The sequence below is a fragment of the Acinetobacter sp. YH16032 genome, from assembly GCF_013417345.1.
Classification (GTDB): Bacteria; Pseudomonadota; Gammaproteobacteria; order Pseudomonadales; family Moraxellaceae; genus Acinetobacter.
Genome location: NZ_VPEE01000006.1, coordinates 70961 through 84891, shown reverse-complemented (window position 1 = coordinate 84891; position 13931 = coordinate 70961). Strand labels below are relative to the sequence as shown.

12 protein-coding genes and 1 tRNA gene are annotated in these 13931 nt (G+C 38.1%); 10 read left to right on the top strand and 3 right to left on the bottom strand.

Annotation, left to right across the window (positions count from 1 at the left end):
- Together FTV32_RS06250 and FTV32_RS06245 are read left to right on the top strand one after the other, a co-directional pair.
- Positions 1 to 450, top strand: a complete 450-nt coding sequence (locus tag FTV32_RS06250) for a MarR family winged helix-turn-helix transcriptional regulator (protein ID WP_092767707.1) — start codon at positions 1 to 3, stop codon at positions 448 to 450.
- A 98-nt stretch (positions 451 to 548) separates the two neighbouring features.
- A complete protein-coding gene (locus tag FTV32_RS06245) occupies positions 549 to 1625 on the top strand; it encodes a nitrilase-related carbon-nitrogen hydrolase (protein WP_180028226.1) in 1077 nt (358 codons plus the stop codon).
- A gap of 48 nt (positions 1626 to 1673) precedes the next feature.
- Here FTV32_RS06245 and FTV32_RS06240 read toward each other — a convergent pair whose 3' ends face one another.
- From FTV32_RS06240 to cysS, 3 genes are all read right to left on the bottom strand, one after another.
- Positions 1674 to 2333 (bottom strand): cupin domain-containing protein, encoded by a 660-nt coding sequence (locus FTV32_RS06240; RefSeq protein ID WP_180028225.1) that lies wholly within the window; start codon positions 2331 to 2333, stop codon positions 1674 to 1676.
- Between the two features lie 227 nt (positions 2334 to 2560).
- Positions 2561 to 2636, bottom strand: a tRNA-Gly gene (locus tag FTV32_RS06235).
- Between the two features lie 64 nt (positions 2637 to 2700).
- On the bottom strand, positions 2701 to 4122 hold the full coding sequence (cysS, locus tag FTV32_RS06230; RefSeq protein WP_180028224.1) for a cysteine--tRNA ligase: 1422 nt from the start codon (positions 4120 to 4122) through the stop codon (positions 2701 to 2703).
- A 222-nt stretch (positions 4123 to 4344) separates the two neighbouring features.
- Here cysS and FTV32_RS06225 point away from each other — a divergent pair, with 222 nt between their 5' ends.
- The 8 genes from FTV32_RS06225 (at position 4345) to FTV32_RS06190 (ending at position 13888) form a co-directional block, all read left to right on the top strand.
- On the top strand, positions 4345 to 5310 hold the full coding sequence (locus FTV32_RS06225) for a KpsF/GutQ family sugar-phosphate isomerase (protein ID WP_373683314.1): 966 nt from the start codon (positions 4345 to 4347) through the stop codon (positions 5308 to 5310).
- Positions 5311 to 5313: 3 nt separating this feature from the next.
- Positions 5314 to 5853 carry an HAD family hydrolase gene (locus FTV32_RS06220; RefSeq protein WP_180028222.1) on the top strand — a complete coding sequence of 180 codons (540 nt, stop codon included), beginning with the start codon at positions 5314 to 5316 and terminating at the stop codon, positions 5851 to 5853.
- Between the two features lie 39 nt (positions 5854 to 5892).
- A complete protein-coding gene (gene lptC, locus FTV32_RS06215) occupies positions 5893 to 6438 on the top strand; it encodes an LPS export ABC transporter periplasmic protein LptC (RefSeq protein ID WP_180028221.1) in 546 nt (181 codons plus the stop codon).
- Positions 6439 to 6463: 25 nt separating this feature from the next.
- Positions 6464 to 6994 (top strand): lipopolysaccharide transport periplasmic protein LptA, encoded by a 531-nt coding sequence (lptA, locus tag FTV32_RS06210; RefSeq protein ID WP_373683313.1) that lies wholly within the window; start codon positions 6464 to 6466, stop codon positions 6992 to 6994.
- A complete protein-coding gene (gene lptB / locus FTV32_RS06205; RefSeq protein WP_180028219.1) occupies positions 6994 to 7740 on the top strand; it encodes an LPS export ABC transporter ATP-binding protein in 747 nt (248 codons plus the stop codon). Before lptA ends, lptB begins: the two co-directional genes overlap by 1 nt.
- Positions 7741 to 9165: 1425 nt before the next feature.
- Positions 9166 to 10572 carry a TolC family outer membrane protein gene (locus FTV32_RS17740; protein ID WP_180028245.1) on the top strand — a complete coding sequence of 469 codons (1407 nt, stop codon included), beginning with the start codon at positions 9166 to 9168 and terminating at the stop codon, positions 10570 to 10572.
- Positions 10569 to 12704 (top strand): type I secretion system permease/ATPase, encoded by a 2136-nt coding sequence (locus FTV32_RS06195; protein ID WP_180028218.1) that lies wholly within the window; start codon positions 10569 to 10571, stop codon positions 12702 to 12704. The genes FTV32_RS17740 and FTV32_RS06195 overlap by 4 nt, the downstream gene beginning before the upstream one ends.
- Positions 12701 to 13888 carry an HlyD family type I secretion periplasmic adaptor subunit gene (locus FTV32_RS06190; RefSeq protein ID WP_035266373.1) on the top strand — a complete coding sequence of 396 codons (1188 nt, stop codon included), beginning with the start codon at positions 12701 to 12703 and terminating at the stop codon, positions 13886 to 13888. The genes FTV32_RS06195 and FTV32_RS06190 overlap by 4 nt, the downstream gene beginning before the upstream one ends.
- Positions 13889 to 13931 lie beyond the last annotated feature (43 nt).

Sequence of the window (13931 nt, the reverse complement as noted above, 5' to 3'; positions counted from 1 at the left end):
ATGTTTAAAAAAAATACGAATTCACCTGAAATATTTGATAATGAATCGGGTTACCTTGGATTTTTATTAAGAAAGACATCCCATGTATATCGTTTAAAAATGGAGCGTGTACTTGCTGAATATTCAATCACTCCACCACAGTTCACAATTTTGAAAATTATTTTGACTTACCCAGGTTTCACAAATGCGGAAATAGCACGTTTTGCTTCATTAACACCGCAAACAGTAAATTTGATGATCTCAAAATTAGAAAAACAAAATATTCTCTATAAAACTTCTCATTCTACGAATAAGAAAATTCAATTAATTGAGATATCAGATTTAGGGAAAAAACTTATGGAAGATTGTGGTGATGCTATTGATCGTTTAGAAGATTCTCTAGTCGATGGTTTTAGTGAAAGTGAAATAAGAATCGTCAGGAATTGGATGAAAAAAATTAATGAAGAATAATTTTCTAAATTATTTGGTTTTTGAACTTGCATAATTATCAGCACACTGATAATTTTTAAGTGCATTAAAAAAACTGAATGGATTTAGAGGAAAATAAAATGATCAAACCTTATGGTGTAGTAGGATTAGTTCCAACAATATGGGGCACAAGTTGTAGAGCAGATATTATGAAAAATATCTCTCATTTAGAGGAACTTACATCCGGTGCATTATGGTTGAGTTCTTTAGATATTCCAGTAAGACTGTTGGTTCTCCCAGAGGGGGCATTACAGGGCTTCAACGATGAAGCACTCGATGTTGATATTCAAGAATTCTTGGATGATGGTGCGATCGATATACCAGGCCCTGAAACAGATCGTTTAGGTGAGTTAGCTAAAAAACATAATGTTTTTATCATGGCGCAAGCCAAAGCTAAAAATGAGGATTGGCCAGGCATTATGTTTAATGTCGGATTTATTATAAATCCTCAAGGCGAAATTATTTTAAAACACCACAAAATGTCTGCTTTATTGCCATGCGAGCGTTCAGCATCACCTCATGATTTGTATGATGAGTGGGTAAAAAAATATGGTGAAGAGCTTCAATCATTTTGGCCAGTAGTTGATACGGAAATTGGTCGATTGGGCATCATGATGGCAATGGAAGGTAATTTTCCAGAAAATGGTCGAGGCCTAGCGATGAATGGTGCTGAAGTCGTCTATCGTGCATCTTTACCAGCTTCATTTACTGAAAATGATGTATTTGAAATCTCCAATCGTGCTCGTGCTTTAGAAAATAATATGTACGTAGTAGCACCTAATATTGGGGGGATGTATCTTGATGAAAATACATTAGCACCGATCGATTGTGGTGGTGGTCTTTCTATGATTGTGGACCATAAAGGTAAAATAGTGGGTAAACAGCATGATACCAATGGATCTACCTATGTCACTGGTGTAGTTGATATAGAGGCACTTCGTTATCATCGTACACACGCTCAGGTGACCAATTGGATGAAAGATATACGTGCAGAATGCGCACAATTAATTTATAAAAATAATATATATCCTAAAAATTTGTATTTGCAGCAAAAACAGGGACATCACGACGAATATAAAGCGGAAGTGATTGATAAGCAAATTCAGAAGCTTATTGATATGGGTGTCTGGAAAAAAAGCGCATATGATGAGTCTTAATCAATGCACTAGCTTAAAAACCCAATAATGTATTGGGTTTTTTTGGGTTTATATATTTTTTAAATGATCTTTTTTTACATAAATCAAAGCGCCAGAACCACCTGCTTTGATTTCAATACGATGTTGAATCGGAAACCTTATCCACGAACCGGCTGAATAATTTCGTTCATTCATCACCAATTTACCTTTGATAATGAAAATTTCAATACCGTTATGATGTGTTGATTCTAAAACCTGTTGGCTTTCGAGTTTTTCGAGAAAGGTGTCTTCATACTCAGATTGAAATAGTTGGCAAATCTTTCTGTTGTTAAAATAGGTCCAGTTTCGCTCGTCACGAGTATCAATTCGTGTAGCTAATTTTTCTTCTTCAGACATTTGCATGAGTTTCACCAAGATCAGACATCCATCTACGCTCGAGACAATATGTTTAGAAAGGTGAGGATTTCGCATATACCATCCAGATGGATAGTGCTGATGATCATCTTCAGTAAAGGTCCCTTTTAACACTAGAACTTCTTCACCGAAGGGGTGTTGATGCTCTCGGAACTGAGAATTTGAAGGGAACTCAACTAGGCTGGTTGCTCTTGCTTGTTCTAAGCCAACACGATCAAACATCATTCGTTTAACTTCGCCTCTTGGGGATTGAATCCATTGATAATCCTCTGGAGTAATTATTACAGGTTGAGAGAAGTCAGCATTTAATCTCATGCTTTTAGCCTAAAAAAGAGCATTAAAGTAATTAATATTATCAAAAAAAGCGTGAATTTAAGATGAAAACCTGTTCAAGTTCGAGAGTGATTGGGTGTGGAGCAACTTTGACTTTGGTCGGCTAGCTTCTCTTTTCTCTTTCGAATAATTTAATCTAGGTCGACTTTATTTGAGAATCTAAGTCAATAAAAAAAGCCTCAATCTTTCGACTGAAGCTTTTAAAATTTTGGAGCGGGAAACGAGACTCGAACTCGCGACCCCAACCTTGGCAAGGTTGTGCTCTACCAACTGAGCTATTCCCGCAATATGGTGTGAATTATAGTGATTTTGCACACCCTGTCAACACTTCCAAAATTTAATTGATGAATTAATCAGCACGTCGCCATAAAGTTCCTTGACGCGTATCTTCAAGTACAATGCCTTGATCAAGAAGATTTTGGCGAATCTCATCTGCACGTGCAAAGTTTTTCTCTTTCTTGGCATCTTTGCGTTGTTGAATGAGATCTTCAATTTCATCATTACTCAAAGATAAGCTTTCTTGACCAATATCTGATTTTAGGAATTCATCAACATTATGTTGAACAAGACCTAAGATATTGGTCAGATAGCGCAAGGTGGCATAATATATGGCCGCCTGTTCAGCAAGTTCGTCTTTTACGGCACGATTTAATTCTTTATTGATTTCAAAAAGTACGGCAATCGCTTCTGATGTGTTGAAATCATCCCGCATTGCTGCATTAAACTTTTCAACGAGTGCTTCATCGTATTGCGAATTAATTTCGGCACCATATATCTGTTGATATGCTTTAAATGAATGATAAAAACGACTTAATGTGTTTTTAGCTTCTTTAAGCGCAGTATCAGAAAAATTCACAGGGCTACGATAGTGTGATGAAACGATAAAGTAACGAATAACTTCAGGATGGAATTTTTCCATGACATCGCGAATCGTGAAAAAATTGCCTAAAGATTTAGACATTTTTTCACCATCGACATTGATAAAGCCTACGTGCATCCAATAGTTTACATATTGTTCGCCAGTTGCAGCTTCACTTTGTGCGATTTCATTTTCGTGATGGGGGAAGGTTAAGTCAGAACCACCACCATGAATATCAAAATGATTACCAAGGCAACATGTAGACATTGCTGAACATTCGATATGCCAACCTGGACGCCCATTACCCCAAGGTGATTTCCAAGAAGGTTCATTTTCTTTTGCGTGCTTCCATAGCACAAAATCAAAAGGATGTTTCTTTTCAACTTCAACATCGACTCGTTCCGAAGCACCTGCTTGCATGTCTTCGAGTTTACGACCAGATAGACGACCGTATTTTTTAAATTTTTCAACTTCGAAGTACACATCACCGTTTGACGCAGGATACGCAGTGCCATTATTGACCAAAGTACCAATCATATTTTGCATTTGATTAATATACTCTGTCGCACGAGGTGCTTCATCAGGTGCCAAGCATCCTAAATTGGCAGCATCTTCATTCATTGCCTGAATAAAGCGATCAGTGAGTGCTGTAATGCTTTCACCATTTTCATTCGCACGTGCAATAATTTTGTCATCAATGTCAGTAATATTGCGAATATATTTAACTTTCCAACCTTGGCTACGAAGAAAACGAATAATATAGTCAAATGCAACCATAACCCGAGCATGACCGATATGACAGTAGTCGTAAACTGTCATTCCACAGACATACATATCAATATGTCCTTCTTTGCGTGGTACAAACTCAACTTTTTTTCGTTGCTCTGAGTTATATAGAACAAATGGTTGCATAGGTCTTCAAAAAGCTAAAAAAATGGTGGTTCATCTTAACCTAAGGCTTATCTTTCACAAAGTTTTATGCGTAAAAAATCTATGCAAATGAAATTTATACATTTAAGAAAAAGATACTTGCATGCTTATGTTAATATATGAAGAATAATTTTATAATTGAAATTGTGGCTGAATCCAGCCTCAAGGTGCCCAGATTTGAATTCTGAAAATACTACATATCTAATTGATTTTCAAAAGGTTGCAAAAGAAACCTTGGAGATTGAGCGTCAAGCTTTATCGGTACTAACCAGTCAGATTGATGATCGTTTTACCAAAGCATGTCAAATTATCCTGCAGTGCCAAGGTCGTTTAGTGGTCACAGGTATGGGAAAATCTGGTCATATCGGTCGAAAAATGGCTGCAACATTTGCATCAACAGGAACGCCGTCTTTTTTTATGCATCCAGGTGAAGCAGGCCATGGTGATCTCGGGATGTTGGTGCGTGGAGATGTGCTGATCGCGATTTCGAACTCTGGTAAAAGTGATGAAATCATGATGTTAATGCCACTCATCAAACATTTGGGTGTGCCATTGATAACAATTTCAGGTGATGACCGTGGACCAATGCCACAGAACGCTGATGTTGCGCTTACACTTGGTCATATTCAAGAGGCATGCCCATTAGGTTTGGCACCAACTTCAAGCACGACAGCGACTTTAGCTTTAGGTGATGCTTTGGCTGTTGCTTTACTTGAAGCGCGTGGATTTACTGCAAATGATTTTGCCATGTCACATCCAGCTGGTGCACTCGGTAAGCGATTACTGTTGCATGTTAAACATCTGATGCACGTGGGTGACTCTCTACCAAAAGTTTCACCAGATACACCAATGAATAAAGTTTTATACGAAATATCAAACAAACGTCTCGGATTAACCACAATTGTGGATGAAAATGATGTTCTGTTAGGTATATTTACGGATGGTGACTTACGACGTCTCATTGATAAGCAACAAGGTTTTGATGTTAATCTTGCTGTATCAAAGGTTATGATTGAAAATCCTCTAACCATTTCACAAGAAGCAAGAGCGGTTGAAGCGCTAGAGCAAATGAATGCTAAAAAAATCAATCAATTTGTAGTAGTCAATGATGCCAAACAAGTGATTGGTGTGATTAGCATGCACGATTTAATTCAAGCTGGGGTAAATTAATTCATGGCATCTTATGTATTGTTAGAACAAGCACGACATATCGAAGCGTTGGTTTTGGATGTGGATGGTATTCTAAGTGATGGTTTTGTAACGTTGACGAACTCAGGTGATGAAATTAAGTCATTTGATATTCGTGATGGACTTGGGATGAAACTTGTTCAGCAAGCTGGAATTAAAGTTGTCATTATTACAGGTCGCCAAAGCAATATTGTGACAAAGCGTATGAATGATCTAGGTGTAGACTTAGTTTATCAGGGGCGTGAAGACAAAGGGACTGCCTTACAGCAAGCTTGTACGCAACTGGGTTTAAAACCAGAAGATTGCTTGTATATGGGGGATGATTGGCCAGATTTATCAGCTTTTGCGATTGTGGGAATGAAAGTAACAGTGCCAAATGGTCATGTTGAAGTTCGTCGTCGTGCAGACCTTGTAACCCAAGCTTATGGTGGTCGTGGCGCTGTGCGTGAAATTTGTGACATGTTATTGTTGTCAAAAGGGGTTTACCATGAACTTCTTGAAAAATATTTGGCTGTAACGCACTAATACGCAGTTGATATGAACGCTGAATATAGTTGATGATTTATGGATACTAAAGTTTTATATATTACTGCTGTTATTGTCGCTGCTATAAGTGGTGGCTATTATTATTACAGCGGTAAAGGGAAAAAATTAGAGGGTTCATCCGCTCAATCGATGACATATTCAGCAAAGAATATTAATCTTTTGCAAACTGATGAAAAAGGCATGCTTTATGTTAAGGCTACAGTGGATGAGCTGAACCAAGATATGAAACAGAAAACATCAAGCTTGCAGAATTTAAATGCCAGCATGTTTACTAATAATGTAGAAGACGCTACGTTTTATGCTAAACAAGCACATGGTTTCAATGACAATGAGAAGATTGTGTTATCTGGAGATGTTGTTGCAACCAAGCAAGGAGAAATGGGCAAAATGGTTTTTCGAACCGATGCGCTTACAGGATATCCAAAAACAAGAAAGCTTGAAACATCTGAGCAAGTTACTGTACAAACACCAAATGCAGATTTTGTCAGCCAAGGCTTAGAAGCAGATTTGAATGAAGGTCAGTACGATTTTAAAAATATTCGAGGAAAGTATGCACCAAACTAAACCTTCTTATTTATCAGGTTCAAAAATGCTTAAAGCAATAGCAATGGTGGCACTCAGTTCTATTTCTGTTATGGCATTTGCATTGCCAAGTGATCGTAATCAACCCATCATGCTTTTAGCTGATCGTGCGACCTATAATGACAAAACAGGTATAACGACCTATGTGGGGAATGTTTCTGTTGAACAAGGTACTTTCAAGTTAAATGCAGCCTCTATAGTTGCTAATCTCAATGCCAATCGCCAAATTAGCTCAGTAAATGCGTCAGGTTCCCCTGCAAAATTCCAACAGCAATTAGAGTCTAAACGTGGCATTGCACGTGGTGAAGCCTCTAAAATTGTATATAACGCTGATACAGGCATTATTACTTTGTCGGGTAATGCATACTTGTATCAAGATGGCGCAAGTATTCGTGGGAACACTTTGCGTTACAGTATGAATAAGGGTGATATCGAAGTTGTAGGCGGTGGCAGTAGTGGCACAGGCAGTTCGAAAGGTCGTGTACAAATTATCATTCCACCTTCTGCCTCAAAATCATTCTCTGGAGTACGTGATTAATGAGTGTCAATGAATCACAAATCCAAACATTAAAAATTAAACATCTTGCCAAAGTTTATAGTAAACGCTGGGTGGTGAAAGATGTTTCATTTAGCATGCAAAGTGGTCAAATTGTGGGTTTGCTTGGACCGAACGGGGCGGGAAAAACGACAAGCTTTTACATGGTAGTCGGACTGGTTCGAATGGATAAAGGTGAAATTCATTTAGACAATCTTGATCTTTCGGACCTTGCAATGCATGAGCGTGCTCGTCATGGAATTGGTTATTTGCCACAAGAGGCTTCAATTTTTCGTAAATTGAGTATTTCAGATAATATTATGGCGATTCTTGAAACGCGCAAGGATCTTAATAAGCAACAACGCAAAGAGAGACTTCAAGAGTTATTAGAAGACTTTAAAATTACACATATTAAAGATTCATTGGGGATGAGTGTGTCAGGGGGGGAGCGTCGCCGTGCTGAAATCGCTCGAGCATTAGCCGCCGATCCTAAGTTTATGCTCCTTGATGAGCCTTTTGCTGGGGTAGATCCAATTTCTGTAGGTGATATCAAAGACATTATTCGCAATTTAAAAGAACGTGGTATCGGTGTGCTCATTACAGACCATAACGTTCGCGAAACGCTCGCGATTTGTGAGCATGCTTATATTGTCAGCGAAGGATCTGTCATTGCGGAAGGAACACCAGATCAAGTACTTATGGATGAAACTGTCCGTAAAGTTTATTTAGGTAATGATTTCACAGTTTAAAAAAATAGTGTGATATCTATAAAATAATGTTGTTTTATAGATATTTAGACTGTAAATTAACTCAAACAAATCGTAAGTTTACAATTGACGCAGAAATAATATAAAAATCATTGTAGAATACGATTGATTTTATGTGACGTAGTTCACACTTTTTAATAGAGATTACAAGTGGCTAAACATCAATTAAGTCAGAAGGATATGGGGTATATCACGCTGTTTGCGATCAGTTTATGTACGACACAAGTACATGCTGAAGATGCAATCGCTCCTCTAGCAATTGACGATACCCAACGTGCACTATCAGCAGAATTACAAAAACCCAAAATCAATTTTAGTTTGGAAAAAAAGACTGTTGAAGATATACCTGAACAGCTTGAAAAGCCACGTTTTAAATTATTCCAATCGAAATCCAAAATCTCGAAAGAGCAAGTGAAAGAACAGGTTCTTGTTCCTAAAGTTATTGAACAAGTTCCTGATTTAGACGACATAGTCGAAAATGAAATTGCTCAAGTTAACACTACACCTTTATCTAGTTCGCAGTCTCAGAATGAGTCGAAGGAAAAGACTCAAAAGAAATCTTTCTTTGCATTTGTTAAGCGTGAAAAAGCGGCATCTGAACCAAAAGTATTGCTGCCAAAGGTAAAGCAGGATATTGAAGAAGCTTCAGCGTCAAGTGTGCTAAAACCTACTATTTCATCTACTGTACAACCCGCTACTAAAGACACTCGTCAGGTTTTAAAACCGCTTAAACCAAAGATCCAAAATCAACCAACAGAATCTTTAATTGAGGCGCAACACGCAAAATTACTAGAAAATGAAACATCAGGTTCAGAAGACAAAACAGAAAAACCAAAAAGTAAACTCTTTACATTTATTGGGAATATAGGCAAAGATAAAACTAAGCTGGGTGAGGGGCATTACCAAGCTGCTGGCAATGTTTCAAATACAAAAATTTTGACACCGTCTTTACAAAAATCGGTGAGTGAATCTTCATTGAAAGTGTCTAGTACACCAAAACCGAAGATTGTTAATGATCAACAAATTAACAGCCAAAACAACTTGCTACAAGCTCCACCTTCAACTGTAGCGAAAGTTGAACATCGTCAAAGTCTTTTATCTAAAGCCAAAGCTTTTTGGCCTTTTAAATCAGGTTCTCATAATAAGTTAGAAACACAGAATGTAATTGAGCGTCCAAACTTGATCGTTCAGCAACCGACTAGTGCTTTGGCTGTAAATAAACCTACAATTGTTTATTCAAAACCAATAGAGCAGAAAGCGAAAATATCTGAACAATCGCAGTCGATTAAGCCAGTTGTAAATATTAAGCCTAAAGCTGATCAAGTCGTCTCTGAACAAAAATACAATACGGTGAATGCTGAACCTCAAGCAAAGAAAAAATTCAGTTTAACTGCATTAAAATCAAATATGGATCAGTTTTTTAAACCTAAAGCTGATGATGACTTTAGACAAGTTAAGTTAAATGAACTGAGTGATTTTAGCTTTGATCCTAAACAGGTCGAACAATTGCCTGTGATAACGACACAAGCTTCGCCTAGTGCTCCAGCATCTTTGATGCCACTTGTGAATGGTACGGCTGATAAACAAACGTTAAGTTTATACGATGCGATCAAGATCGCAGTAGCTAGACATCCTGAAGTGACACAAAGTGTTTCTTCACTCGCATCACAAAATGCATTTATTGATGTTGCTAAAGCAGGTTATTACCCACAGTTGAGTGCAGGTGTTTCAACTGGAGATATGACTTCAGGAGAAAGAGGGCGTCAATTATTTAATGTCAATGCGACACAACTACTTTTTGACTTTGGTAAACAAAAATCACTAGTGAGTACAGAAGAAGCCAAGTTACAGTTTAGCCAAGCTCAAGTTCTTGTCACAATTGACCAAATTGCTCTTGAAGTGGCTTCTGCCATTGTGAACATTAAGCGATATGAAGAAATTACACGTATTGCACGTGAGCAAATTGCTGGTATATCACGAATCCGAGAAATTGCTAACTTACGTGCAGAGGCAGGTATCAGCAGTCAGGCCGATCCAATTCAAGCGCAATCATATTATGAATCTGCACAATCAAATTTAATTCTGCAAGAAACACAGCTCAATGTATTTAAACAACGTCTTAGAACTTTGATGGGAACAGATATATCAAAATATAACTGGGAAATTCCTGAGAGTTTAATTAAGGCTTCAGATATTTATTCAGAGCCAAAGTTTAACGAAATTCCGAAAATGATGGCTGCCAAAGCTGAAGTTGATGTTGCAGAATTAGAAAAAAAACAAACTCAATTGAGTCGTTATCCTACGTTAAATGTTAAAGGTACATTAAGTCAAGCAGTCAACGGACGTAATCCAAATAACAATCAAGACGATGGAACAGATAGCTCTATTATGCTTGAAGCAAATAGTACTTTCTTCCAAGGTGGTGCAATTAGTTCACGTAGTCGTGCGGCATCGTTTGCAGAAGAAGCTGCTAAAGCAAAAGTAAATGCAATTTATTTAGAAACAATTGATGAAATACGTCGTGCTCAAGAGCAAGTAGAAAATAAACAGCGACAAATGAAAGTATTGATTGATCAACAAGCGACATCAGTCAGTACGAAAGAGTTATATCAAGAACAATATAAACTTGGCACTCGTACAGCTGTTGATCTTTTAAATGCTGAGCAAGCGATTCACCGTTCAAATTCAGATATTGAAACGGCACGTTATGATATTTATGAAAACTTAGTTCAATATATTGCCGCTTCTGGTAAGAGCCGCGATGTATATCAACTTAATAATTTGACCATTCAAGGGGTAGAATTGAAACCATGAATACAAGAATAAATTATCAACCATGGTTACAAGGTGTCCTGACGGTTGCACGTCATTATCGAATTGAAACCTCTGCTGAACGTATTCGCTTAGAACTAAATTGGAATCAGAACCAGTCAGTCGACGACATCTTGGCAATTATGACGCGCCAAGTAGGTTTACATGTCCGTAAAGTGGATTTTAGCCCTGATATTTTAAATCCGTGGCGTTTACCGGTATTGGTCGGATTTAAAGATGGGCAAGTTGGCGTCATTGATCGTGCAGATGCACAAGGTAACGCAAGTGTTCAACTGAGCGGTGATGAAGGGTTAGCACAGACATTTTCAGTAGATACATTATTAGATGTCATCGACTCAGTCTATATTTTAAGACCAGAAACCTCAGTACCTGATGCGCGTATTGACGAATACATTAAACCGTACGAAAAAAATTGGTTTTGGGAAATTGTATTACGCGATTGGAAACGCTATATCGATATTATGTTTGCATCATTGCTTGCAAACGTATTAGCACTCGCGACAATCGTATTCTCGATGAATGTGTATGACCGTGTTATTCCAGCACAATCTATTCCAACCTTGTGGGTGCTGGCAGGTGGTGTATTACTTGCTGCAATCTTTGAATTCGCATTGAAATACTCACGATTAATTCTTTCAGATATGATTGGTAAGCGTGCGGATTTAAGAGTCTCGGATCGGGTCTTTGGTCATGCTTTACGTATTAAAAATAGTGAACGATCTAAATCCACGGGAACGTTTATTTCACAAATTCGTGAACTAGAAGGTGTGCGTGAGCTTGTAACATCTACAACAATTACCGCCTTTGCTGATTTACCATTCTTCTTCCTGTTTCTTGGTATTTTTTGGCTTATTGGTGGCAATCTTTTCTGGGTAATTTTGGTGGTTGTACCGCTGATGATTATTCCAGGGCTTTTGGCGCAAAAAAAATTAGCGCAATTGGCTAAAGAGGGTATGCGTGAGTCATCAATACGAAATGCGATTCTTGTTGAAGCCGTTCAAGGTATTGAAGATATTAAACTGTTACGTGCAGAGTCTCGTTTTCAAAATCAGTGGAATCACATGAATGATGTTTCAGCTTCTATCAGCATGAAACAACGTAAAATAGTAGGCGTATTGAATCTCTGGACTCAAAAATTACAGGGGTTGACCTTTGCAATTGTAGTATTGGTGGGTTGTTTTGCGGTAATGGATGGAGAAATGACCACTGGTGCGTTAGTGGCATGTTCGATTCTATCTTCACGTATGTTAGCGCCAATTGCACAGGTAACTGGTGTTCTTGGTCGTTATCAGCAAGCCAAAACGGCGAAAGAAAGTCTTGATGAATTAATGAGTAAACAGGTTGACCATCCTGAGCGTTCACAATTGATTCAGCGATCAGTACTCAATGGTCATTATGAATTAAATGGTGTGGTCTTTAAATACGGCGAAGAAGATCCTAAACCAAGTGTTGTGATTCCTAAACTTGAAATTAAACCAGGTGAAAAAATTGCGATTCTTGGGCGTAACGGTGCAGGTAAATCGACCATTCTTCAATTACTTTCTGGTATGCAAACCGCAGTTCAAGGTAAAGTTCAATTAGATAATATTGATATTACCTTGTTGGACCCATCGGACGTTCGTCGTGACGTAGGTTTGTTGAATCAAAATGCGCACCTATTCTTTGGTACAGTCAGAGAAAACTTAACGTTAGGTGCACCATTAGCTACCGATGATGATTTATTAAAAGCACTTGCTGTAACCGGTGCACTTAACTTCATTCAAGAAAAGAAAGAAGGATTGGATCATATTATTTTAGAAGGTGGTGTAGGCTTCTCAGGTGGACAGCGTCAGGCACTTTTATTGTCAAGACTACTCATTTGTCAGCCGAATATTCTGTTGTTAGATGAGCCTACAGCTGCGATTGATGATGTATCTGAAAAACAATTAATTGATCATATGAAGAACTGGCTTGGACATCGCACATTGGTTGTGGCAACCCACCGCCGTGCAGTATTAGAGTTAGTGGATCGAATTATCGTGGTGAATGATGGTCGTATCGTTATGGATGGCCCACGTGATCAAATTTTAAATAATTCTGGCCAGCAACAAGCAAATTCAGGGGCTAAATCATGAGCGAAGAATTAAAACAACAACGTTCATTAAAAGTGTCTCAGTTAGAGCCACCATTACCGAAGGTTAGTATTACGATTTGGATTATTGGTCTGGGTTTGCTTGCACTCATTATTTGGGCAGCTATTTTCAAACTTGAAGAAGTTTCTAATGGTACAGGTAAAGTGGTTCCAACTTCTAAAGAACAAGTGATTCAATCTTTAGAGGGCGGGATTCTAACCAAACTTGAAGTTAAAGAAGGTGATATTGTTGAAAAAGGGCAAACCCTTGCTCAACTTGATCCGACACGATTTGCTTCAAATGTGGGTGAATCAGAATCTTTACTACTGTCATCGCAAGCAACAGCTGCGCGTTTACGTGCGGAAGTGAATGGTGGTCCACTGGTATTTCCAGAGTCAGTTCAAAAAATTCCAAAATTGGTTGCTGAAGAAACTCAGCTTTATCGTTCTAGACGTGCCAATATGGAAGAATCTATTGCTGGCTTAACGCAAGCACTTACGTTAGTTCAGCAAGAATTGAGAATGACAGAACCGCTTGTTGCCAAAGGTGCTGCGAGTGAAGTTGAAGTTTTACGTTTAAAACGTCAAGCAAATGAATTGACCAACCAAATTAACGATATTCGTAACCAGTACTATGTGCAGGCACGCGAAGAGTTATCTAAGGCGAGCACTGATGTCGAAACTCAACAACAAGTGATCAAAGGTAAATCTGATAGTCTGAATCGTACAATCTTTAAAGCACCAGTCCGCGGTGTGGTAAAAGAAATTGATGTGATGACTTTGGGTGGTGTTATTCCTCAGAATGGTAAGTTGATGACCATTGTCCCTTTAGATGAACAACTTTTAATTGAGGCGCGAATTTCACCGCGTGATATTGCATTTATTCATCCTGGACAGGAAGCTTTAGTTAAAATCACTGCTTACGATTATTCAATCTACGGTGGCTTGAAAGGAGAGGTAACAGTTATTTCTCCTGATACGCTACGTGATGAAGTTAAACAAGATCAATTCTATTATCGTGTGTATATTCGTACTGATTCAGACAAGCTTTATAACAAAGCTGGGCAAGCTTTCCCAATCACGCCGGGTATGGTATCAACGGTTGATATTAAGACAGGTCAAAAAACGATTCTTGAATACCTGTTGAAACCATTCAATAAGGCGAAAGAAGCGTTACGCGAACGATAATCTCTATTTTTTCAGTCTGTTTAAAACCCAATCAATGATGTTT

What these genes read in the sequence shown, in the direction of transcription:
- FTV32_RS06250 (WP_092767707.1), top strand. Translation starts at nt 1, where the DNA reads ATGTTTAAAAAAAATACGAATTCACCTGAAATATTTGATAATGAATCG.
- FTV32_RS06245 (WP_180028226.1), top strand. Translation starts at nt 549, where the DNA reads ATGATCAAACCTTATGGTGTAGTAGGATTAGTTCCAACAATATGGGGC.
- FTV32_RS06240 (WP_180028225.1), bottom strand. Translation starts at nt 2,333, where the DNA reads ATGAGATTAAATGCTGACTTCTCTCAACCTGTAATAATTACTCCAGAG.
- cysS (WP_180028224.1), bottom strand. Translation starts at nt 4,122, where the DNA reads ATGCAACCATTTGTTCTATATAACTCAGAGCAACGAAAAAAAGTTGAG.
- FTV32_RS06220 (WP_180028222.1), top strand. Translation starts at nt 5,314, where the DNA reads ATGGCATCTTATGTATTGTTAGAACAAGCACGACATATCGAAGCGTTG.
- lptC (WP_180028221.1), top strand. Translation starts at nt 5,893, where the DNA reads ATGGATACTAAAGTTTTATATATTACTGCTGTTATTGTCGCTGCTATA.
- lptA (WP_373683313.1), top strand. Translation starts at nt 6,464, where the DNA reads ATGCTTAAAGCAATAGCAATGGTGGCACTCAGTTCTATTTCTGTTATG.
- lptB (WP_180028219.1), top strand. Translation starts at nt 6,994, where the DNA reads ATGAGTGTCAATGAATCACAAATCCAAACATTAAAAATTAAACATCTT.
- FTV32_RS17740 (WP_180028245.1), top strand. Translation starts at nt 9,166, where the DNA reads ATGGATCAGTTTTTTAAACCTAAAGCTGATGATGACTTTAGACAAGTT.
- FTV32_RS06195 (WP_180028218.1), top strand. Translation starts at nt 10,569, where the DNA reads ATGAATACAAGAATAAATTATCAACCATGGTTACAAGGTGTCCTGACG.
- FTV32_RS06190 (WP_035266373.1), top strand. Translation starts at nt 12,701, where the DNA reads ATGAGCGAAGAATTAAAACAACAACGTTCATTAAAAGTGTCTCAGTTA.